The sequence below is a fragment of the Bifidobacterium moraviense genome, from assembly GCF_012932365.1.
In the GTDB taxonomy this organism is placed as follows: Bacteria; Actinomycetota; Actinomycetes; order Actinomycetales; family Bifidobacteriaceae; genus Bifidobacterium; species Bifidobacterium moraviense.
Window position 1 is genome coordinate 1 of the sequence record NZ_JAAIIH010000001.1, and the last position, 20,077, is coordinate 20,077.

A 20,077-nucleotide genomic window follows, 5' to 3' on the forward strand; every position below is an offset into this window, starting at 1 on the left:
AGCGGTCATCGGGCGTCCCCGTTCCCGGCGACAACACCCCCCGGATCATCGACGACAGGGCAGGAAAGTCATACCGGAACCGGCGACCCGGCCCCGGCCATCGGGGCCTACCAAACATGGTAATGGGCGTGGTCGCGAAGACCATGCCCCCGCGTTGCCGTAGACGCGTCTACGCGGCGTCTTCGCCGCCCATCCCTGCGAACCAGCCCGATCCGGTCGGATGCGTCGCGAGCGTGATCTGCTTGAGCACGGTGTACTCCTTGAGCCCGTCGAGTCCGCCGTCCACGCTCATGCCGCTCTGCCGGTGCGGGCTGACCGATATGCCCGGCGCGTCATCCATATACGTGTTCGCCCACATGATGCCCGTGTCCACATTGCCGCACACGCGCAGCGCACGTCCCATGTCCGAGGTGAACACGCCCCCGGCCAGCCCGTATCGGGTGCCGTTGGCGAGGCGCACGGCTTCGGCCTCGTCCTTGAACGTCTGCACCGTGAGCACCGGTCCGAAGATCTCCTCCTGCACGATGCGCATGTCCTGCGTGCAGTCGACGAACACGGTCGGCTCGACGAAATAGCCGTGCGCGAAATCGCCTTCCGTGAGCCGATGCCCGCCGATCAGCACGCGGGCACCTTCCTCCCGGCCGATGCGGATGTAGTCGAGCACCCGGTTCATATGCCGTTCGGACACCATCGGTCCGAATTCGGTGTCCGGATCGAGCGGCATGCCGATGCGGATCCTCGGAATGCGCTCCTTGAGCATGTCCGTCACGCGTTCGTAGACGGTGTCCTGCACCAGCAGCCGCGACCCGGCGACGCACACCTGTCCCTGGCTGAGAAAGATGCCGAACATGAGCCGGTCCACGGCGGTGTCAAGATCGGCATCGTCGAAGATGATGAACGCCGACTTGCCGCCGAGCTCCATCGAGTACCGTTTGATGCTGGACGCCGACTTCGCGATGATGTCGCGGCCGGTTTCGGTGCCTCCCGTGAACGTGATCTTGGCCACGTCCTCGCTCGCCGCAAGGGCGGTGCCGACCTCGTTGCCAGCGCCAAGCACCAGGTTGACGCTGCCGGCGGGGAATCCGGCTTCGGCCAGGGCCTCGAACATCATCGCCGTGGATACGGGCGTCAGGGACGACGGCTTGACCACCACGGTGTTGCCGGCCGCCAGCGCGGGGGCTATGCCCGCCGCCGTGGTGCCCATCGAATAGTTCCATGGCGCGAGTATGGCGCATACGCCCAGCGGCTCGCGGACGGTCATGGTCATGAGATCGTTGCCGATGGGCGAGGTCGTGCCCTGCAGTTCGCTCACGAGCGAGGCGTAGTAGCGGAACGCGCCGCTGGCCGCATATACGTCGTCGTGGCGGGTCTCGCGGTACACGCGGCCCATGCTGTTCGTCTCGGCCTTCGCCAGTTCGTCGGCCTTCGCCTCGATCAGGTCGGCGGCCTTGATCATCAGCTCCGCGCGTTCGTCGGGCGTGAGCGCGCGCCACGGCGAACCCGGTTCGAATGCGCGTCGTGCGGCTTCGACGGCCGCCCGGGCGTCGTCGGCGGTGCCGCGGGTCGCCTCGGCCATCCTGCGGCCGTTGGCGGGATTGATGATGACGGTGGTCCTCCCGGACGCGGATTCGACCCATGTCCCGTCGATATACATGCGGATCGTGTGCATTGGTCTCCTTTGCCGATGTCGGTTCCCGCCGTGATCGGCGATGGTTGGAACCGGTTGCATGACTCCGGAAGCCATTCTAGGGGGCTTCCGTCGTTTTCGTGGGCCGGGACGGCGCGGCCCGGCGACTCGCGCGCCGAATGCCGACATTGCGCCGCGGCGCGGGATGTCGCCGCCGTATACTGGGATTTATTCGAATATTCGAAAGTTATGCGGCTGTGATGGTGCGAGGCGTCTTGATGCCGAGGGCGTCGGTCGGCCGCGTGCTTTCCGACCGGAGGAGTGATCATGACTGCGAAGCAGCGCGAACTGGCGGCGAATCTCGAGCGTCGCATCGCCGCGGGGGAGTTTTCCGAGACGAACAAGCTGCCTACCGAGGACCAGCTCATCGAACAGTACGGGGTGTCCCGGTACTGCGTGCGCGGGGCCATCGCCGTGCTCGCCGAGGCGGGGGAGGTGTTCCCGGTGCGCGGCTCCGGCGTGTTCGTTCGCGAGGACCGCGAGGGCATGTACATGCCGATCAGCACGTCATACGGCATCGCGGCCGACTTCCCGGATCGTAAGGTCGTCTCGAAGGTGCGCGAGCTCGCTCTGGTCCGCGCGGACGAGAAGCTGGCGAAGCGCATGCGCTGCGACGTGGATGCCCCGGTGTGGCGCGTAGTGCGTCTGCGGAGCGTGGACGACCTGCCGATCAGCTATGAGACGGCCTGGTATCTCAAAGAGTACGTGCCGTTCCTCAGCGAGGAGATCGCGTCCGGGTCGCTGTACCGGTACATGCGCGACGATCTGGGGCTGCGCTTCGGGTTCACCGACAAGGTGATCCACATGGGATGGCTCAACGCGGAGGCCGCACGCCACTTGGGGCTTGAGGAGAACGACCCGGCGATCTGCATCGAGGACGATGCCTTCCTGTCCAACGGCAGGTTGTTCAACGCCTCGTACAATCTGTACCACTACAGGAACGCGCGGTTCTACTCGATGGCCTCGATGCGCTGACCGCCCGGCTTCCGGTGCAGTCGCAGTGACGGAAAATTAATTCGAATAAATTTTGGACCTCGGCGTGTCGAATGGACGCGTCGAGGTTCGCGGATCCTTGAAAAATCAGCGTTTTTGCCACCCTGCAGTGCGATTGCTCCCGAGTTTGACACTGTGGCTGAGTGCTCTATACTGAAGCCATAGTTGTTCGCACAACTTCGGATGCTACGAATAACTCGAAGAATATGAGCGGGCGACGATGTCCGCACGTTCCAAAGAAGGAAAGACAAGATGAAGGACAAACTCAAGGGCATAGGCGATGCGATGCTCAACGGCTTCATGAAGTTCGCCAGCCTCAAGGCCCTGGTCGCGCTGAAGGATGGCTTCATCCTCACCATGCCGGCCACGCTGATCGGCTCCCTGTTCCTGCTGATCGCCAATCTGCCGTTCAATGGCTACAGCGACTTCATGGCGGCGCACTTGGGCGAGAACTGGAACGTCGCGCTCAATCAGGTCAGCAACGCGACCTTCAACATCCTGGCCATCATCGTGGCCGTGGGCATCGGCTATGCCTACGCCCGCAATGAGAAGTGCGACGGCATCTCCTCCGGCCTGCTCTCCCTGGTCGCGTTCTTCATCGTGTCCCCGTCCTCGATGAACATCAGCATCGACACCGACACCCTGTCCAAGGCGACCGACGACAGCGTGAACGTCCTGAAGAACGTCACCGTCGATGGCATCTTCAACCAGACTTGGACCGGCTCCAACGGCATCATCTCGGCCATCATCATGGGTCTGATCGTCGGTTGGGTCTACACCGCCTGCATCAAGCACGACGTGAAGATCAAGATGCCCGACGCCGTCCCGCAGGGCGTCACCAACGCGTTCTCCGCCCTGATTCCCGGTCTGATCGTGATCACCGGCTCCGCCATCCTGTACCACGTGTGCAAGGTCTTCGGCGGCGTGTCCCTGACCGAGCTCATCTTCAAGATCCTCCAGATCCCGCTGCAGTCCCTGACCGATACCTGGGCCGGTGCCATCATCATCATCGTGCTCATGTCCCTCCTGTTCTGGTGCGGCATCCATGGCGCCAACGTCGTCTCCGGCGTGGTCACCCCGCTGCTGCTCGCCAACACGTTGAGCAACCAGAAGCTCTTCGATGCCGGCGTCACCCCGTACACCAAGGCTAACGGCTTCCACTACCTGACCCCGCAGATGATCGACTGCTTCTGCAAGTACTCCGGCGTCGGCCTGACCGTCGGCCTGCTGGTCGCCGCGCTGATCTTCGCCAAATCCGAGCAGCTGCGTACGGTCTCCAAGCTCTCCATCGTGCCGGGCATCTTCGGCATCAACGAGCCCGTGATCTTCGGTCTGCCGATCGTGTTCAACCCGATCATGCTCATCCCGTTCGTTCTGACTCCTATGGTCGCCATGATCATCATGTATGGCGCCGTTTCCATCGGGTTCATCGCCCCGTTCGGTGCCGTCCAGGTGCCGTGGACCACCCCGCCGATCATCTCCGGCTTCATTCTGGGCGGTTGGAAGTGCGCCCTGCTGCAGGTCATCATCGGCGTGATCGCCGTCTTCATCTACATGCCGTTCGTGAAGATGCAGGACAAGATCTGCCTCGAGCAGGAGCAGGCGAACGCCGCCGAGGCCGCCAAGTAAGGCGCAACCACACACTTTCCCCTGAGTAACGTTCCCCAAAATCCGGTCGGGCCGCCGATCATCCGATCGACGGCACGGCCGGTTCCCACGCCTCGGGAGATCCGTTCCGGCCGCACCGGCCGGACCAACCACACCAATTCCATTCCAATCCAATCCATTCATCGCCGCGGTCGCGTTCCGCGGCACAAGTCAAGGAGAAACACATCATGAAGATCGTTCTTTGCTGCAGCGATGGCATGTCCACGAGCATCCTGGTCAAGAAGATGCAGACCGCGGCCGGCGAGCGCGGACTGGACGCCGACATCTCCGCCATGCCGGTCTCCACCCTCGAGACCAACGCGCAGGACGCCGACGTCATCCTGCTCGGCCCGCAGGTGCGCTACATGCTCAAGGACGTCCAGAAGGAGTTCCCGTCCAAGCCGGTGGAGGTCATCGCCCCGCAAGACTACGGCATGGCCCGCGGCGGCAACGTGCTGGACTTCGCCCTCAAGCTGGCCGGCAAGTGAAAGGCGGCGTGACTGACATGGCAGACGAGGAAATGGATCTGGAGACCACCTGCTTCCAGCTCATCACCGCGGCCGGAACCGCCAAGTCGAGCTACCTCGAGGCGCTCGGCAAGGCCAAGGAGGGCGACTTCGAAGGCGCCGCCAAGACGATCGAGGAAGGCGACGCCAGCTACCGCGAAGGCCACGCCGTGCACGCCACCCTCGTGCAGCAGGAGGCATCCGGCAAGCCGGTGCAGATGAGCCTGCTGCTCACCCACGTCGAGGATCAGATGATGGCCGCCGAGGTCTTCCGCGCGATGGTCGTGGAGATGATCGACCTCTACAAGAAGCTCGGTGCCCGCGACGAGGGGCCGAAGGCCTGACGAGGAGCCCGACAATGAGTTTCCCTAAAGGATTCCTCTGGGGCGGCGCGGTCGCCGCGCACCAGCTGGAGGGCGCGTGGAACGTCGACGGGCGCGGCCCGAGCATCTGCGACGTGCTCACCGGCGGCGCCCACGGCGTCAAGCGCGAGATCACCGACGGCGTGATCGACGGCCTGAACTACCCGAACCAGCGAGGCATCAACTACTACCGCACGTTCCGGGATGACGACGCCCTGTTCCAGAAGATGGGCTTCAAGTGCTTCCGCACCTCCATCTCCTGGTCGCGCATCTTCCCCAACGGCGACGACGAGGAGCCGAACGAGGCCGGCCTGAAGTTCTACGACGCCCTGTTCCGCGACTACCGCGCCAAGGGCATGGAGCCGGTGATCACGCTCTCCCACTTCGAGATGCCGCTGAACCTGGCGCGTCAGGGGGGCTTCACCAACCGCAAGGCGATCGACTGCTTTGTGCGCTTCGCCACCACGGTGATGGAGCGGTACAAGGATCTCGTCAAGTACTGGCTGACCTTCAACGAGGTCAACAACCAGATGGAGATGCACACCGAGATATTCCCCTACACCAACTCCGGCATCATCCCCAATCCGAAGGACACGCCGCACGAGGTGGAGCGCAAGGTCTGGCAGGCCATCCACAACGAGTTCGTGGCCAGCGCCCTCGTGGTCCGCAAGGGCCATGAGATCAACCCCGACTTCCGGATCGGCTGCATGCTCGCCATGGTGCCGATCTACCCGGCCACCTGCAAGCCCGACGACGTCATGCACGCCGAGGTGCTCATGCGCGACCGCCTGCTGTTCGGCGACACCTACGTGTACGGCGAATACCCGCACTACCTGCTCAACCGCTGGAAGCGCGAGGGCTTCGACATCGAGATGGAGCCCGGCGACGCGGAGATCATCCGTAACGGCACGGTCGACTTCATCTCGATCAGCTACTACATGTCCGCCGCGGTCTCCGCGGAGGCGGTCGGCGACTGGGACGGGCACGGGCTGCCCGGCCAGGTGCGCAACCCGTACATCCAGGCCACGGACTGGGGCTGGCAGATCGACCCGGTGGGCCTGCGCTACGTGCTGTGCACGCTCTACGAGCGCTATCGCAAGCCGATCTTCATCGTGGAGAACGGCATCGGCATGTACGAGACGCCCGACGCGGACGGATACGTGGCCGACGATGCGCGCATCGCGTATCTCCGCTCGCACATCGAGCAGGTCGGCAAGGCCATCGATCTGGACGGCGTGGACGTCATGGGCTACACCGTGTGGGGCTGCATCGACGTGATCTCGTTCGGCACCGGCGAGATGAAGAAGCGGTACGGCATGATCTACGTGGATGCCGACGACTACGGGCACGGCTCCTACCGCCGTACCTTCAAGAAGTCGTTCAACTGGTACCGCAAGGTCATTGCCAGCAACGGCGAGCAACTGTAACGCATATAGGACGCATCAAGCGCATAAGGAGCAACATCATGTCTCAGGAATTCACCTTCACCGTATCCGACCCGGCGGGCATGCACGCCCGCCCCGCCGGCCAGCTGGTCGCCAAGGCGCAGGAGTACGAGTCGAGCATCATCCTCACCCGCGACGGCAAGTCCGTGGACGCCAAGCGCATCTTCGGCGTCATGGGACTCGGCGTCAAGCAGGGCGACGAGGTCACCGTCAAGGTGCAGGGCAACGACGAGGCCAAGGCCGCCGCCGAGCTCGAGCAGTTCCTCAAGGAGAATCTGTGATGAGGACTATGCAGGGCACCGGCGTGTCCGCCGGCATCGCCATCGGTGAGATCCGCGTGCTCGACACCGCCGAGCACGCCGTGGAGCGTCGCGTGGTCGACGACCCGCAGGCCGAGGTGGAGCGCTTCCGCGCCGCCCGCGACACGGCCGTGGACCAGCTCAAGCGACTGCGCGACAAGACCGCCGCGGAGTTCGGCGAGGGCAAGGCCGAGCTGTTCGACACCCACCAGCTCATGCTACAGGACCCGGACTACGTGGAGAGCATCGAGGACCTGATCACGCAGAGCAAGGTGAACGCCGAGTTCGCGGTCAACAGCACCGCCGAACAGTTCGCCGCCATGTTCGCCGCGATGGACAACTCCTACATGCAGGCGCGCGCCGCCGACGTCAAGGACGTCTCCCGCCGCGTGATCAACGTGCTCGAGGGCAGGGGCGTCGGCGCGGACCAGGACGACGGCGGCAGCCGCATCATCCTCGCCGAGGATCTGGCCCCCAGCGAGACCGTGCAGCTCGACCGCTCCAAGGTCCTGGGCTTCGTGACCGCCAAGGGCTCCGCGAACTCGCACACCGCGATCCTGGCCCGCACGATGGGCCTGCCCGCCATCATCGGCATCGGCGACGCCTTCAACCCCGAGGACGACGGCCACGTCGCCGTGATCGACGGCGCCAGCGGCATGGTGTTCGTCGACCCGGACGAGGCCACGCTGACCGAGTATCAGGGCAAGAAGGCCAAGTACGAAGAGCATCTGCGCCTGCTGCAGGAGCTCAAGGGCAAGCCCACCGAGACCAAGGATGGCCAGCGCGTCCGTCTGTACGCCAACATCGGCCGCCCCTCCGACGTGACCGCCGTGCTGGCCAACGACGCCGAGGGCATCGGCCTGTTCCGCAGCGAGTTCCTGTACCTGGAGAGCGAGGACTACCCGACCGAGGAGTTCCAGTTCGAGGCGTACAAGGAGGTCGCGCAGAAGATGGGCGACCGTCTCGTCGTCATCCGCACGCTCGACATCGGCGCGGACAAGCAGGTCGGCTACTTCAATCTGGAGCACGAGAGCAACCCCGCCCTCGGCTACCGCGCGATCCGCATCTGCCTGACGCGTCCGGAGATCTTCAAGGTCCAGCTGCGCGCCCTGCTGCGGGCCTCGGTGTACGGCAACATCGCCATCATGCTGCCCATGATCACCTCCGTGCAGGAGGTGCGCGACGCCAAGAAGATCCTCGAGGAGGTCAAGGACGAGCTGCGCGGCGAGCACATCGACTTCAACGAGCACATCCAGGTCGGCATCATGATCGAGACGCCCGCCTCGGTGATCATGGCCGACGAGCTGGCGGCCGAGGTTGACTTCTTCTCCATCGGCACCAACGACCTGACCCAGTACACGCTGGCCTGCGACCGGCAGAACCCGAACCTCGGGCGCTTCGCCGACCCGCATTCGCCTGCCGTGCTGCGCATGATCCGCATGGCCACCGAGGCCGCCCACCGTCACAACATCTGGTGCGGCATCTGCGGCGAGCTCGGTGCGGACCTGAGCCTGACCGACACGTTCCTCGAGATCGGTCTCGACGAACTGTCCGTCTCGCCCACCAGCGTCCTGCCCCTGCGCGACGCCATCCGCAACCACTGAACGGTCAACGGCCGTTCGGGCGGTTCATTTCAACAACTAAGGAACAATCAACTATGGAAACGCTTGGCATTGATATCGGTGGCACCAAAATCGCCGGAGGCATCTGCGACGAGGAAGGCAACATCCGCTGTCTGCAACGCGTGCCCACGCCGGAGGATGCCGCCGACATCAATGCCATCGTGGCCGACATCTACCGGCGGTGCAAGGACGAGGGCGACATCAAGTCCATCGGCATTTCGGCCGCCGGCAACATCGCGTCCGATCGGCGCACCGTCAGCTTCGCGGCGAACCTGCCGGCCTGGAACCAGTACCCGCTCGCCGACGCCATCGAGGACCTGATCGGGGACGGCGTCAAGGTGGTCGTGGAAAACGACGCCAACGCCGCCGGGTGGGGTGAATACCGCTTCGGCGCCGGCCGCGATTCCCGCGACATGATCATGATCACCGTGGGCACCGGCGTCGGCGGAGCCATCATCGTCAACGGCCAGCTGGTTCGCGGCGCGTTCGGCATGGCCGGCGAGATCGGCCACGTGATCATGGTTCCCGACGGCGAGGCTTGCGGATGCGGCCTGTTCGGCTGCGCGGAGCAGTACGCATCCGGATCCGCGCTGGAACGGTTCGCCTGGTCGGCCGCGAGGCGCCAGCCCAATCAGTCGAAGCACCTGCTCGAGGCGTGCGACTACGACCGCAGCAAGCTCATCGGCCCCATGGTGCGCGATGCCGCCCAGGAGGGCGACCCCACCGCCACCGAGGCGTTCGACCGACTGGGCGACTGGCTCGGCCGGCTCATGGCCGACCTGTCCGCCGTGCTGGATCCCGACACCTTCGTCATCGGCGGAGGCGTGGCCGAGGTCGGCGACATGCTGCTCGGCCCCGCCGCCACCGCGTTCAACCGGTATCTGCAGGCCAGCATGTACCGCCAGCACGCCAGCATCCTGCCGGCCAAGGCCGGCGGCGAGGCCGGCATCATCGGCGCCGCCGATCTGGCGAGGATCGACTGAGCGTCGACCGCACGCCGGCCGAACATCGCCTGAACCCGGCAATTGGCCGAAGGAACGTCCTCCTCGCGTTCCTTCGGCCAATTTTTTAGTTCCGCGGCTTGCCCAGCATGGACACGAACCGCACGCCGGGGATGTCCGCGAAGATGGAGCCGGAGACGACCAGCTTGGACGGGCGGATGCCGGAGCCGACGTACAGCTGCGGCACGGCGAGGATGTGCTGGTCCACCAGCAGCGGCCAGTCGGCGGGCAGGCCGATGGGGGACATGCCGCCGGACTCCATGCCGGTGGCCTCCACCGCCGCGTCGATGGGCGCGAAGCTCACCTTGGACACCTCGAGCGTGTGCTTGACCACGCCGTTGAGATCGGCGCGCGTGTCCGCCGTGACCAGCGCGGCCGCGAACTCGGGCGGCGCCTTGCGCGTCTTGTGCGTGTGCACGATCACCACGTTGCCGGTGCTTTCGAACGGGATCCCGTAGCGCGGGCACCACAGGTCCGTGTCCGACTCCTCGTCGGTGTTGAGCGTCACGCCGATGATCTTCTCCTCCGGCACGCCCGCATCCACCAGACCCTCCAGGGCGGCGAGCACGGGCGCCGCCAGCAGGTCGGGATCATGCCAGTCCAGAATCTCCAATGCCATAGTGATCACACTCCCCATTCCACGGCTTCGGCGCCAGCATAGCGGCGTGCGTCCCGTGCAACGCCGCGGATCCTATACCCGTTGGTTATGGGAGGCTATGGCGCTATTGTCGGTCCACCCGGTAGTCCGCGAACACCGCCTCGCCGGAGTCCTGCGTGGCGTCCAGGTCGACCGAGCCGGTGATGGCCCAGTCGTTGTCGCCGTCGGAGTCGCAGATGATCTGGCGCACCTTCCAGATGTGCTCCCTGGTCTCCAGCGAATCGTCCAGCACGAACCATTCGCCGCCGCGCGCCTTGGCATCGGTGCTGACGTACTCGTGCTCGTCGTAGAAGTCGTCCAGCATGTCCTCCCACTCGTGCACGCCGTAGCCCCAGTCCTTGTCCAGCGCGCCCAGCGTGGTCGGGTCGTCCAGATCCATGAGTTGCACGCGACGGAACATGGCGTTCCGGACCAGCACGATGAGTCCTCGGCGATCCTCCACCACGGCGCCCTTGCGTCCCGGGGCGGCGAGGTTCGCGGCGGCCTCGGAGGCGGCCTGCGCGTCCGGGTTGCCGGCGTTCTCCCATTCGTCCACGAGGCTGGAATCGATGGAGCGCACCAGCACGCGCAGCCATGCGATGATGTCGTCGAGCTGCTCGTCGCGCTTCTCCGGCGGCACCGTGCGTGCGAGCGAACGGTAGGCGTCCGACAGATACCGCAGCAGCGTGCCTTCGGAGCGGGCGATGTTGTAGCGGGCGATGTAGCCGGTGAAGTCGGAGGCGGTCTCCACCATGTCGCGCACCACGGACTTGGGGCTCAGCCAGTAGTCGTTGGCCCACGGCACGTCGTGGCGGTACTGCGTGAACGCCGCGTCGAGCATGTCTTCCAGCGGCTTGGGATACGTGATCTCCTGCAGACGGTCCATGCGCTCGTCGTAGTCGAGGCCGTCGGCCTTCATGTCCGCCATGGCCTTGTCCTTCGCGGCGCGTTCCTGCGCGCGCAGCACCTGCTTGGGGTCCTCGAGCGTGGCCTCCACCATGGAGATCACGTCCAGCGCGTACGTGTCCGACTCGGGGTCGAGCAGTTCCAGCGCGGCCAGCAGGAAGGGGGAGAGCGGCTGGTCGAGCGCGAAGTCCTCCGGCATGTCCATCGTCATGTAGTAGTTCCTGCCGCCGTCCGCGCGGTCCTCGGTCTCGATCACCTCGGTGTCGAACAGGGTCTGGAAGATCTCGTCGGCGCGCTGGTGCAGGTGCTCCTTCTGGTCCGGGGTCTGCGCCGAGTCGTCGATGAGCTCGTCCACGCGCCGCCGCGCGTCGCCGCCCTGCGCCACCTCGTTGAGCACCATCGAGTGCGTGATCTTGAGGTGCGGGACCAGCGTCTCGGGCTCCGCGTCGATGAGCTTGTCGAACGTGTTCTCGTTCCACGTCACGAAGCCCTCCGGCGCCTTCTTGCGCTTGATCTTCTTGAGCTTCTTCGGGTCGCCTCCGGCCTTGGCCACGGCCTTCTGGTTCTCGATCTCGAACTCCGGGGCCTCGGCGATCGTCAGGCCCTCGGTGTCGAAGCCCATGCGTCCGGCGCGGCCGGCGATCTGGTGGAACTCGCGGGCGCGCAGCCTGCGCATCTTCGTGCCGTCGAACTTGGTCAGGGCCGTGAGCACCACCGAATGGATGGGCACGTTGATGCCCACGCCCAGCGTGTCCGTGCCGCAGATGACGGGCAGCAGCCCCTGCTGGGCGAGCTGCTCCACGAGCCTGCGGTAGCGCGGCAGCATGCCCGCGTGGTGGATGCCCACGCCGGTCCTCAGGAGCCTCTGGAGGATCTTGCCGAACGCGGTGGTGAACTTCACTCCTCTGATCGCCTCGGCGATGGCCTGGCGCTGCTCCTTGCTGGACACGCCCGTGGAGGCGAGCGCCTGCGCGGTCTCCAGCGCCGCGTCCTGCGAGAAGTGGACCACGTAGATCGGCGTCTCGCCGCGGTTGAATGCCAGCTCCACGGTCCGCTCCAGCGGGTCGAGCGTGTACTCGTAGCTCAGCGGCACCGGGCGCGGCGCGTTGTCGATGACGTCCACGTCCGGGGTGTCGTTCAGGTCGGCGAGCTTGTCCGCGATGGCATCCACGTTGCCCAGCGTGGCGCTCATGAGCAGGAACTGGGTCTGGGGGAGCGTGAGCAGCGGCACCTGCCACGCCCAGCCGCGCTCCGGGTCGCCGTAGTAGTGGAACTCGTCCATGGCCACGAGTCCCACGTCCGCGTGCACGCCCTCGCGCAGCGCCTGGTTGGCGAGGATCTCCGCGGTGCAGCAGATGATCGGCGCATCCGCGTTGATGCGGCTGTCTCCGGTGATCATGCCCACGTTGTCGCGGCCGAACGCCTCCACGAGATCGAAGAACTTCTCCGAGACGAGCGCCTTGATGGGCGCGGTGTAGTACGATCGTCGTCCCGTGCACAGCGCCGCGAAGTGCATGCCCAGCGCCACCAGCGACTTGCCGGAGCCGGTGGGCGTGCTCAGGATCACATGATCGCCGGCGAGGATGTCCATGATGGCCTCCTCCTGGTGAGGCCACGGCTCCACGCCCTTGACGCGCGTCACCCAGTCGAAGAAGCGCTCGTAGATCTCGTCGGCGTCGATGTTGCGCGGCCCGTCGTCCCAGCTCGGCGCCAGCGCGCCCAGCGAGCCGTACGTCCTGTCCCGTCCTTCGGCCTGCGTCGTGTTCCCGTTGCTTTCGATCATGATGCCAGTCTAGCGACGGGGACGCCTGTCCGGCCGTCCCGGCGAGTCGAACGCTTGTTCGAGCCCTTGCGCTACGATGGCTGGCATGGATGAGCAGGATCTGTTCGGCGCCGCGGATGCGCCCGAGGACGTGACGAGGCCCCTGGCCGTGCGCATGCGGCCCTCCACCGTGGACGAGGTGGTGGGCCAGTCGCATGTGCTGGGCCCGGGCTCGCCGCTGCGGCGTCTGGCCAATCCGGCGTCGCGCGGGTCGCTCACGGCTCCGAGCTCCATCATCCTGTTCGGGCCTCCCGGCGTGGGCAAGACCACGCTGGCGTACATCGTGGCCAGGCAGTCCGGGCGCGTGTTCGAAGAGCTTTCCGCCGTCACCTCCGGCGTCAGGGACGTGCGCGACGTGCTCGCCCGCGCCCGGCAGCGGCTGGTCGCCGAAGGCCGGGAGACCGTGCTGTTCATCGACGAGGTGCATCGTTTCTCCAAGTCGCAGCAGGATGCGCTGCTGCCCAGCGTGGAGAACCGGGACGTCACGTTCATCGGCGCCACCACGGAGAACCCCAGCTTCTCCGTCATCAAGCCGCTGTTGTCGCGCTCGGTCGTCGTCAAGCTCGAATCGCTGAGCCCCGAGGATCTGCGCACGCTCGTCGAACGGGCGCTCGCGAGCCCGCGCGGGCTCAAGGGCGAGGTGAAGGCGTCGGACGAGGCGATCGACGAGATCGTCCGCATGGCCGGCGGCGACGCGCGCAAGACGCTGACGATCCTCGAGGCCGCGGCCGGCGCCGTCACCGGAGACAAGGAGCGCGCCAAGGGCGCCCGCAGGCCCATCATCACGCCCGACGTGGTGGGGCAGGTCATGGACGTGGCCACGGTGCGCTACGACAAGGCGGGCGACGACCACTACGACGTCATCTCCGCGTTCATCAAGTCGATGCGCGGATCGGACCCGGACGCCGCGCTGCACTGGCTGGCGCGCATGATCCGCGCGGGGGAAGACCCGCGCTTCATCGCCCGGCGCATCATGATCGCCGCCGCCGAGGAGGTCGGCATGGCCGCCCCGCAGGTGCTGCAGGTCACGGTCGCCGCCGCGCAGGCCGTGGCCATGGTCGGCATGCCGGAAGGCCGGCTCATCCTCGCCGAGGCGACGCTCGCCGTGGCCACCGCGCCGAAGTCCAACGCCAGCTACATGGCCATCAATCAGGCGCTCGCGGACGTGGACGCCGGCAACATCGGGCAGGTGCCCATGCATCTGCGCAACGCGCCCACCGCGCTGATGAAGAGCTGGGGCAACCACGAGGGCTACCGGTACGCGCACGACTGGCCGGGGGCCGTGGCGCCGCAGCAGTACATGCCGGACGAGCTCGTGGGACGCGAGTACTACCATCCCAACGACCGCGGCTACGAGCACGAGATCGGGCCGCGGCTGGAGCGCATCCGCTCGATCCTGCATCGGGAGACGCCGCGCGGCGCGGAAAGGTCACGGTCCGGTTCGGGAAATCCGCAGCCCGATGCGGAGGAGTCGCGGTCCGACCGGGCACGGCGGGACTCCGGCCGTCCCGACGGCGGCGCGGGCGATGCGTCCGTCATCGGCGATGCATCAGGCGCGCCCGACGCGGACGCCTGACGCCTGACGCCGCGGCGCCCGCCCGCGCCGGTGCTAGAGTGTGATGCGGCCATCCGGCCGGCTGGCAAGCCTCATATTCCACGATGTCCTTCCATCCCAACCAACGTCATGAGGTGAACCTTGGCTCAGTCCGCAGCGCCCGTGCAGTCCGCAGATCCCGTGCAGTCCGATCCCGATCGCATTCCCGGCCGGCTCGTCGGCGCGATCGTCGCCGTCGGCTCGCTGGCCTTCATCGGCATCCTCACCGAGACGGTGATGACCGTCCTGTTCCCGCAGCTCATGGTCGAGTTCGGCGTCGACACCGCCACCGTGCAGTGGATCACGACGATCTACCTGCTCGCCGTTGCCGCCACCATGCCGGTCTCCTCGTTCCTCAAGCGGCGCTTCCGGCTCAGGCCGCTGTTCGTCGCCGCAGTGGCGCTCGCCGTCCTCGGCTCGCTCATCATGATCGTCGCGCACGCGTTCGCGCTGCTCATCGTCGCGCGCATCATCCAGGGCGTCGGCTCCGGCATCGCCACGCCGCTCATGGTCAACATCATCCTCGAGCAGTCGCCGCGGAGCAAGATCGGCCGGCTCATGGGCGTGGGATCCCTGGTCATCACCGTGGCGCCGGCCATCGGCCCCACGGTCGGCGGCGCCGTGACCAGCGTGCTGCCGTGGCGCGCGATCTTCGTGGCCGCCGTGCCGCTCATCCTCGCGGCGCTGGTCATCGGCCTGTGCTGCATCGAGCAGAAGTCGCCCACCGAGGACGCCTATCTCGATCCGCTGCAGCTGGTCGCCGTGGTGCTGGCGCTCTCCGGCATGATCCTCGCGCTCAACCAGGCCGGCGTGGCCGCGTCCGCGTGGCTGTCCGGGACGTCGGCCGCGGTTCCCGCCTGCGTCGCGGCGGCGGGACTCGTCGTGGGCGTCGGGTCGCTGGCCGCGTTCTGCCTGCTCACGCGACGCTCGTTCTCCCCGCTGCTGCGGCTCGGGATACTGCGGGACCCCGTCGTGCTGCTGCACTGGATCGAATACCTCATCATGCCGATCGTGGGCATCGGATTCGGCTACGTCGTCACCAACGTGGCCCAGCTCGCCCTGGGCGTCGACGCCTTCCTCGCCGGCGCGCTGGTGCTGCCGGGCGCGCTGATCGGCGCGGTGTGCGCGCCGCTCGGCGGCTGGCTGTACGACCGGTTCGGCGCGGTGCGGCCCATCCTGGTCCCGCTGTCCGTGGCCACGCTGGGGCCGGTGCTGCTGTGCGCGTTCGCCATGCGTCTGACCCCGGCGCTGCTCGCCGGGTTCTACTTCGTCTTCGGCTTCTTCTACGCGCTGGGGAACCCGAACGTCATGACCAGCGCGCTGAGCCGGATCCCGCGCGAGTTCACGCCGGACGGCAACGCCATCTTCAACACGGGCCTCCAGTTCGGCGGCGCCGTGGGCACCGCGCTGTTCTCCACGATCCTCGCCGTGGCGCAGGCGCAGGCCGCCGCCGCGGGGTTCGGCGAGGGCAGCGAACGGTTCGCCCTCGCCACGGCCCGCGGAGGGCAGTGGACCTTCGCGGTCATGACGGCCATCTGCGTGTGCGGCCTGGTCTGCATGGCCGCGGCGTTCCGCATCGTCGCGCGACGCGCGGCGGCGTCCGAAGTCGGACAGTGACGCTAGGTTGTTGCACTTGCGTGCCGGGCGACGGATGCCCGTGCGACGCGGTCCGGGACGGTGCGGAGGCCCGGCCCGGAGTCAAGGAACAACCACACCAAGGAGGATCAGGGATACCGATGAGCGAACCGAACACCGAGAACACCAAGGACGTCAAGGCGGCCGAGACCAAGGGCGGCGCATCCGGCGGCCGCGGCAAGGTCTTCGCGCTCGCCGTGGCGATCGTCATCGTCGTCGTGCTCGTCGTGGCCGGCGTGCTCGTCTACGTGAACGGCCGCAGGACCTCGGCGTCGACCGCAGCCAAGTCGACGGTCACCGCCGCGCAGTGCGAGGCCAACGTCAAGGCCATGAGCGCCCACGCCGCCACGCTGCAGACCACCATCGAGTCCGCCAAGGAAATGAGCTCCATCACCGCCGACGAGGTGGCCGACCCGAGCGTCCTCACCGATCTGGCAGACACCCTCAAGGCCGCCGAGGCCGTGGACGTCAGCGAGCCCGCCTGCCCGGCGGACGGCGACGCCGAGGCGCTGAAGACCGCCGTGGACGGGATCCGCGCCAAGAGCGACAAGATCCGCCAGTCCGCCAACGGCCTGGACGCGGCCATGAAGGTCGTCACCGCCTCCCAGAAGGCCAAGGCCGGCAACTGACGCCAACCGGCCGGCGGCTGATCGTCGACCGGCCCGACGCCGAGACCGACTGGCATCCGACCGGGCACGCCGCATCCGCGCATGCGGCGTGCCCGGTCCCGCATTCCGGGCGGGGACGTGATCCGGCCCGCATGGGACCATGGGGCGCAGGACGAGGAGGAACGACATGGAGCACGGAGCCGAACGAGGAGCGGAGTGGCGCGGGTATCCCCGTCCCGAGGCGGACGAGCTGCGCGAGTACATCGTCGACCGCTGGTTCGTCGAGGGAGGACTGGGCGGCCCGACCTTCCTGTGGCAGCGAGACGTGGAGACCGAATCCCGCGACCGCGAACGCCTGCTCCTGCCCGGGGGCGTGATGCCCCGCAACGTCGGCTTCGCCATCGCGGTGGAGCCGCTGAAGTGGTACTACCAGACCGTCACCGGCATCGACATGTCGCGCGACGAATCCGAGGACGCCACGGTGGACCTGACGTCGATGCCGACGTTCTCCGTGGACTCCGAGGCGCTTTCCGGCGTGCGTGCCGTGGCCGGCAACGCGCTGATGTCGTCCGACTACCTGCCGGCGCTGGACAATCTCACGATGCTCATCGAGCAGACCGTCATGTTCCTCGGCCACGTGCCGGACCGCGACGGCGAGGGCGAGGACTTCCTCGACACGCTGCTGTGGCAGATGCGCGTCTACATGGACGTCGTGGCGCGCAACGCCGATCCCGTCGTGGGCGAGCGGGCGCTCGACGCCGTCTCCGCCCTGACGGCGACGCGGCCGCTGCGGCGCAGACCGCCCGCGCTCATCGAGGTGCTGGCCTCCTGCCTGTCGTTCGCCCGATGGGACGACACGCGCGTGCTCGCCTACGGTACGCTCGACCGGGCGCTCGCCGCGATCCGCGCCGAGGACTGCGGCGACGATTTCGCGCTGATCCACATGCTGATGGACTTCCTGCGCCACGACCTGCTGCGCGTGGCCGGCGATGACGAGGCCGCCGACGGGTTTCTGGCCGAGCATCTGGCCCAGGGGCCGTTCGCCGAGGCATACGCCTCGCAGCTGTTCGCGAAGGGACGCTACGAGGAGCTCCTCGACGTGATCCGCACGGTGTGCATGGACGACGCCCATCCGGACGACCACGAGTGCGACATGCTGCCCGGAGACGTGTTCCCCCACGGCTGGGGCACCTTCCTCGAGGCGACGTATCAGGCCGTGGGCGACGTCGAGGCGCTGCGTGCGCTCTACCGGCGCCGCGACGGGATGGGCGACGGCCGTGCGGGCGACGCCGGAACGGAGTCGTGACGTCACCGGAGCCGCGCGTCCCGGCGCGACGGCGGGGCGACGGTGGTGTTATGGTACGCAGTGGCCGCGCGGCGGGCGCGGCATCGGACGAGGACGGAAGGGCCGGAAAGGAGAGGGCGATGCGCGTGGTGGACTTCGACGGCACCGTGTACCGCGGCGAAAGCCTGTTCGACTTCTATCTGTACACCGCCAGACGCTACCCCAAGGTGCTCGGATGCCTCGCCCCGGTGCTGCGCCACGCGATCGACTACAAGCTCAACCGGGCGTCGCTCGAGCAGCTCGAACCCGCCATCGCCGCCGTGGGACGCCGGTACATGGACGCGCTGTCCTCCATCCCCGGCACGGACGTGGCCGAGCTGGTGAACGACTACTGGGACCGCAACATCCACCGCATCAAGGACTGGTACGAGCCGCGCCCCGACGACGTGGTGCTCACCGCGTCGTTCGACGTCATCGTGTCCGAGGCGTGCCGCAGGCTCGGCGTGGGCACCTGCATCGCGTCCGTGGTGGACATGGGCACCCACGAGCTCACCTGGCTCAACTTCGGCGACAACAAGCGCAGGAGGCTGCTGCAGGTGCTGGGCGACGACGTGCGCGTGGACGAGTTCTACACCGACGCCCTGTACGACCGGCCGATGATCGACATGGCCGAGCACGCCTTCCTGGTCCGGGGGGAGCGGGTCGTCCCCGTCAAGTGACGTCGGCGCCGGGCCCGACGCCGCTTGTCTGGTTCGCCGGATAGAACTGCAAACCATGAACGATACCGCGATGCCCGTCCCGAAGATGTCCAAGCGAGCGATCGAGTCCCAGCCCTTCCGCGCCATGGTGTTCGGCGAGAAGGCGGACGAGATGATCCGCAGCGGCGTGAGCGTGATCAAGCTCTCGCTCGGAGAGCCGGACTTCGGCGCGCCGCCGGCGGTGCGCGACGCCATGCGCGAGCTGTACGACGGCCGTCCGCTGCCGTACACCGCCGCGTTCGGGCTGCCGCAGCTGCGCGAGGCGATCGCCGGATTTTACCGCGACCGCCATCAGGTGGACGTCGACCCGCGTCGCGTCATCATCACCGCGGGCGGATCCACGGCGCTGCTGCTGTCCGTGGCCGCCACCGTGGACCCGGGCGACGAGGTCATCGTGGCCGACCCGTCCTACCCGTGCAACCGCGAGCTGGTGCGCTCCTTCGGCGGCAGGGTCGTGGACGTGCCCACCAGCGCCGCCACGCGCTTCCACCTGACGCCGGAGAGCGTGGACGCGCACTGGTCGGACCGCACCAAGGCCGTCATGATCACCTCGCCGTCCAACCCCACCGGCACCACCATCGCGTTCGACGTGCTGCGCGGGATCTGCGATCTGGCCCGTTCGCGCGGCGCGTGGCGCATCGTCGACGAGACGTATCTGGACCTGGCGGACCGCGAGCCGGACGGCAGCGAGGTCAGGACCGTGCTCGCCTGCGACCCGGACGCCATCGTGCTCAACAGCTTCTCCAAGTTCTTCGGCATGACCGGCTGGCGGCTCGGATGGGCCGTGCTGCCCGAGGACATGCTCCACGCCGTGGACGACCTGGCCACCAACTACTTCCTGTGCGCGCACACGCCCACCCAGTACGCGGCGCTCGCCTGCTTCACCCCGGAGACGCTGGGCGTGTGCGAGCAGCGCCGCCAGGAGCTCCTCGGACGCCGTCGCCTCGTGGTGGACGGTCTCAGGCGCATCGGCCTGCCGGTGGACGTGGAGCCGAACGGCGCGTTCTACGCGTACTTCTCCGTCGAATCGACCGGGCTGGACGCGTGGACGTTCTGCGAGCGCGCCCTCGACGAGGCGCACGTGGCGCTGACGCCCGGGCGCGACTTCGGCGAGGCCACCGCGGACACGCACGTGCGCCTGAGCTACGCGGCCTCGCGCGAGGCGCTGGAGGAGGGACTGGACCGCCTCGGCGCGTTCGTCGCCTCGCTGCGCTGAGACCGCCGATCCGTCGGAGACACCGCATTCGTCAGAGCCATCCCATTCGTCGGA

17 protein-coding genes are annotated in these 20,077 nt (G+C 67.2%); 14 read left to right on the forward strand and 3 right to left on the reverse strand.

Going from position 1 to position 20,077, the window contains the following annotated elements; genetic code table 11:
* Window positions 1–169: 169 nt before the first annotated feature.
* Window positions 170–1,669: an aldehyde dehydrogenase family protein gene (locus G1C96_RS00005; protein WP_169274616.1), complete on the reverse strand. Its 1,500-nt coding sequence runs from the start codon at window positions 1,667–1,669 to the stop codon at window positions 170–172.
* Between the two features lie 285 nt (window positions 1,670–1,954).
* Between G1C96_RS00005 and G1C96_RS00010 the strand changes: the two genes are divergently transcribed.
* The 8 genes from G1C96_RS00010 to G1C96_RS00045 all read left to right on the forward strand — a co-directional run bounded on the left by G1C96_RS00010 (window position 1,955) and on the right by G1C96_RS00045 (window position 9,544).
* On the forward strand, window positions 1,955–2,662 hold the full coding sequence (locus G1C96_RS00010; protein ID WP_169274617.1) for a GntR family transcriptional regulator: 708 nt from the start codon (window positions 1,955–1,957) through the stop codon (window positions 2,660–2,662).
* 270 nt (window positions 2,663–2,932) lie between these two features.
* Window positions 2,933–4,309, forward strand: a complete 1,377-nt coding sequence (locus tag G1C96_RS00015) for a PTS sugar transporter subunit IIC (protein WP_169274618.1) — start codon at window positions 2,933–2,935, stop codon at window positions 4,307–4,309.
* A 206-nt stretch (window positions 4,310–4,515) separates the two neighbouring features.
* Entirely contained in the window at window positions 4,516–4,815 is a 300-nt protein-coding gene (locus G1C96_RS00020) for a PTS sugar transporter subunit IIB (RefSeq protein ID WP_169274619.1), read from the forward strand.
* Between the two features lie 17 nt (window positions 4,816–4,832).
* Window positions 4,833–5,177, forward strand: a complete 345-nt coding sequence (locus G1C96_RS00025; RefSeq protein ID WP_169274620.1) for a PTS sugar transporter subunit IIA — start codon at window positions 4,833–4,835, stop codon at window positions 5,175–5,177.
* Between the two features lie 14 nt (window positions 5,178–5,191).
* Window positions 5,192–6,622 (forward strand): 6-phospho-beta-glucosidase, encoded by a 1,431-nt coding sequence (locus tag G1C96_RS00030; protein ID WP_169274621.1) that lies wholly within the window; start codon window positions 5,192–5,194, stop codon window positions 6,620–6,622.
* Between the two features lie 38 nt (window positions 6,623–6,660).
* On the forward strand, window positions 6,661–6,921 hold the full coding sequence (locus G1C96_RS00035; RefSeq protein ID WP_169274622.1) for an HPr family phosphocarrier protein: 261 nt from the start codon (window positions 6,661–6,663) through the stop codon (window positions 6,919–6,921).
* The gene (ptsP, locus tag G1C96_RS00040; RefSeq protein WP_169274623.1) at window positions 6,921–8,543 is read left to right on the forward strand and encodes a phosphoenolpyruvate--protein phosphotransferase; all 1,623 of its coding nucleotides are present in this window, start codon (window positions 6,921–6,923) and stop codon (window positions 8,541–8,543) included. The genes G1C96_RS00035 and ptsP overlap by 1 nt, the downstream gene beginning before the upstream one ends.
* Before the next feature lie 53 nt (window positions 8,544–8,596).
* On the forward strand, window positions 8,597–9,544 hold the full coding sequence (locus G1C96_RS00045; protein ID WP_169274624.1) for an ROK family glucokinase: 948 nt from the start codon (window positions 8,597–8,599) through the stop codon (window positions 9,542–9,544).
* Window positions 9,545–9,629: 85 nt separating this feature from the next.
* On the opposite strand, the gene G1C96_RS00050 is transcribed toward G1C96_RS00045, so the two are convergent.
* Both G1C96_RS00050 and G1C96_RS00055 read right to left on the reverse strand, forming a co-directional pair.
* Window positions 9,630–10,181, reverse strand: a complete 552-nt coding sequence (locus G1C96_RS00050) for a YbaK/EbsC family protein (protein ID WP_205831979.1) — start codon at window positions 10,179–10,181, stop codon at window positions 9,630–9,632.
* A 103-nt stretch (window positions 10,182–10,284) separates the two neighbouring features.
* On the reverse strand, window positions 10,285–12,888 hold the full coding sequence (locus G1C96_RS00055) for a DEAD/DEAH box helicase (protein ID WP_169274625.1): 2,604 nt from the start codon (window positions 12,886–12,888) through the stop codon (window positions 10,285–10,287).
* Window positions 12,889–12,973: 85 nt separating this feature from the next.
* Between G1C96_RS00055 and G1C96_RS00060 the strand changes: the two genes are divergently transcribed.
* The 6 genes from G1C96_RS00060 (at window position 12,974) to G1C96_RS00085 (ending at window position 20,023) form a co-directional block, all read left to right on the forward strand.
* Entirely contained in the window at window positions 12,974–14,503 is a 1,530-nt protein-coding gene (locus G1C96_RS00060; protein ID WP_169274626.1) for a replication-associated recombination protein A, read from the forward strand.
* Window positions 14,504–14,623: 120 nt separating this feature from the next.
* The gene (locus G1C96_RS00065) at window positions 14,624–16,138 is read left to right on the forward strand and encodes an MFS transporter (RefSeq protein WP_169274627.1); all 1,515 of its coding nucleotides are present in this window, start codon (window positions 14,624–14,626) and stop codon (window positions 16,136–16,138) included.
* A gap of 119 nt (window positions 16,139–16,257) precedes the next feature.
* Window positions 16,258–16,785, forward strand: coding sequence for a hypothetical protein (locus G1C96_RS00070; RefSeq protein WP_169274628.1), 528 nt, complete (start codon window positions 16,258–16,260; stop codon window positions 16,783–16,785).
* Between the two features lie 166 nt (window positions 16,786–16,951).
* Window positions 16,952–18,070: a hypothetical protein gene (locus G1C96_RS00075; RefSeq protein ID WP_169274629.1), complete on the forward strand. Its 1,119-nt coding sequence runs from the start codon at window positions 16,952–16,954 to the stop codon at window positions 18,068–18,070.
* 119 nt (window positions 18,071–18,189) lie between these two features.
* A complete protein-coding gene (locus G1C96_RS00080) occupies window positions 18,190–18,768 on the forward strand; it encodes a haloacid dehalogenase-like hydrolase (protein WP_169274630.1) in 579 nt (192 codons plus the stop codon).
* Window positions 18,769–18,853: 85 nt separating this feature from the next.
* Window positions 18,854–20,023, forward strand: coding sequence for an aminotransferase class I/II-fold pyridoxal phosphate-dependent enzyme (locus G1C96_RS00085; RefSeq protein WP_417852160.1), 1,170 nt, complete (start codon window positions 18,854–18,856; stop codon window positions 20,021–20,023).
* Window positions 20,024–20,077: the final 54 nt, after the last annotated feature.

Bases quoted from the DNA above. Each gene is read 5' to 3' on its own strand.
- G1C96_RS00030 (WP_169274621.1), top strand. From the start codon at position 5,192: ATGAGTTTCCCTAAAGGATTCCTCTGGGGCGGCGCGGTCGCCGCGCAC.
- ptsP (WP_169274623.1), top strand. From the start codon at position 6,921: ATGAGGACTATGCAGGGCACCGGCGTGTCCGCCGGCATCGCCATCGGT.
- G1C96_RS00080 (WP_169274630.1), top strand. From the start codon at position 18,190: ATGCGCGTGGTGGACTTCGACGGCACCGTGTACCGCGGCGAAAGCCTG.
- G1C96_RS00085 (WP_417852160.1), top strand. From the start codon at position 18,854: ATGTCCAAGCGAGCGATCGAGTCCCAGCCCTTCCGCGCCATGGTGTTC.
- G1C96_RS00010 (WP_169274617.1), top strand. From the start codon at position 1,955: ATGACTGCGAAGCAGCGCGAACTGGCGGCGAATCTCGAGCGTCGCATC.
- G1C96_RS00005 (WP_169274616.1), bottom strand. From the start codon at position 1,669: ATGCACACGATCCGCATGTATATCGACGGGACATGGGTCGAATCCGCG.
- G1C96_RS00025 (WP_169274620.1), top strand. From the start codon at position 4,833: ATGGCAGACGAGGAAATGGATCTGGAGACCACCTGCTTCCAGCTCATC.
- G1C96_RS00060 (WP_169274626.1), top strand. From the start codon at position 12,974: ATGGATGAGCAGGATCTGTTCGGCGCCGCGGATGCGCCCGAGGACGTG.
- G1C96_RS00035 (WP_169274622.1), top strand. From the start codon at position 6,661: ATGTCTCAGGAATTCACCTTCACCGTATCCGACCCGGCGGGCATGCAC.
- G1C96_RS00055 (WP_169274625.1), bottom strand. From the start codon at position 12,888: ATGATCGAAAGCAACGGGAACACGACGCAGGCCGAAGGACGGGACAGG.
- G1C96_RS00045 (WP_169274624.1), top strand. From the start codon at position 8,597: ATGGAAACGCTTGGCATTGATATCGGTGGCACCAAAATCGCCGGAGGC.
- G1C96_RS00050 (WP_205831979.1), bottom strand. From the start codon at position 10,181: ATGGCATTGGAGATTCTGGACTGGCATGATCCCGACCTGCTGGCGGCG.
- G1C96_RS00075 (WP_169274629.1), top strand. From the start codon at position 16,952: ATGGAGCACGGAGCCGAACGAGGAGCGGAGTGGCGCGGGTATCCCCGT.
- G1C96_RS00070 (WP_169274628.1), top strand. From the start codon at position 16,258: ATGAGCGAACCGAACACCGAGAACACCAAGGACGTCAAGGCGGCCGAG.
- G1C96_RS00015 (WP_169274618.1), top strand. From the start codon at position 2,933: ATGAAGGACAAACTCAAGGGCATAGGCGATGCGATGCTCAACGGCTTC.
- G1C96_RS00020 (WP_169274619.1), top strand. From the start codon at position 4,516: ATGAAGATCGTTCTTTGCTGCAGCGATGGCATGTCCACGAGCATCCTG.